The organism is Sodalis-like endosymbiont of Proechinophthirus fluctus (assembly GCF_001602625.1).
In the GTDB taxonomy this organism is placed as follows: Bacteria; Pseudomonadota; Gammaproteobacteria; order Enterobacterales; family Enterobacteriaceae.
The window spans coordinates 917-1,781 of sequence record NZ_LECR01000012.1 but is presented as its reverse complement, the minus strand read 5'-3'; the positions used below and the strand labels follow the sequence as shown (position 1 = coordinate 1,781).

At 55.6% G+C, this 865-nt stretch carries 1 protein-coding gene; it reads left to right on the top strand.

Annotation, left to right across the window (positions count from 1 at the left end):
• The coding region (locus BG74_RS15790) for a UvrD-helicase domain-containing protein (RefSeq protein WP_244267142.1) at window positions 1-865 on the top strand (865 nt) is incomplete at both ends.

The following is an 865-nucleotide window of genomic DNA, read 5'->3' as shown; positions in this document are numbered from 1 at the left end:
TGGTGCAGCAGCACTGGGAAGGGCCGGAAAATCTGCTGGCGGAACTGCTGCCTTATCTTCAGGGCGAGCCGGTGGTAGTGCGTGATCCGCCCGATATCACTGAGTCTATCCTGGCACGGCATGAGCGTATCATTGCCGGCATTGAAGACCTCAAGAAACAATGGCGCGCGGCGTCAGCGACGCTTAGATTGGTGCTTGAAGGCTATAAACTCGACCGTCGGGTTTATAGCAGCAAAAATCTGCTGAACTGGCTTGCTAAAGTTGATCTCTGGGCGAGTGAGCCGACCGTGGATTATAAAGTGCCGAATGAATTGGCGCGATTCAGAAGCTCGGTGCTGGCGGAAAAAACTACTGCCGGCGAGCCGCCTTGGTATGAACTGTTTACCGTGGTGGAGGCCTTTTATCAGCAGCGTCTCTCGCTGCGCGAGCTTATTTTCGTCATGGCGCTGACGGAAATGCGTCGAGCGCTGGAGCAGGAAAAAAGGCGGCGCGTGGAGATAGGATTCGACGATTTGCTAAGTCTCCTGGACCGGGCCCTGGCCGGCGGTGGCGGTGAGGCCTTGGCCGAGTCGGTGCGCACGCGCTATCCGGTGGTGATGATCGATGAATTTCAGGATACTGACCCGCAGCAGTACCGTATTTTTCGCCGGATTTACGGCGATCAGCCCGGCTGTGGCCTGCTATTGATAGGCGACCCGAAACAGGCTATCTATGCGTTTCGCGGCGCGGATATTTTCACCTATATGCGCGCCTGCAATGAAGTGGATGCTCACTATACCCTTGATACCAACTGGCGTTCCGCGCCGGGGATGATTAATGCGGTAAACCAACTGTTCCAAAGTTTGCCGGCGCCGTTTATTTTCAG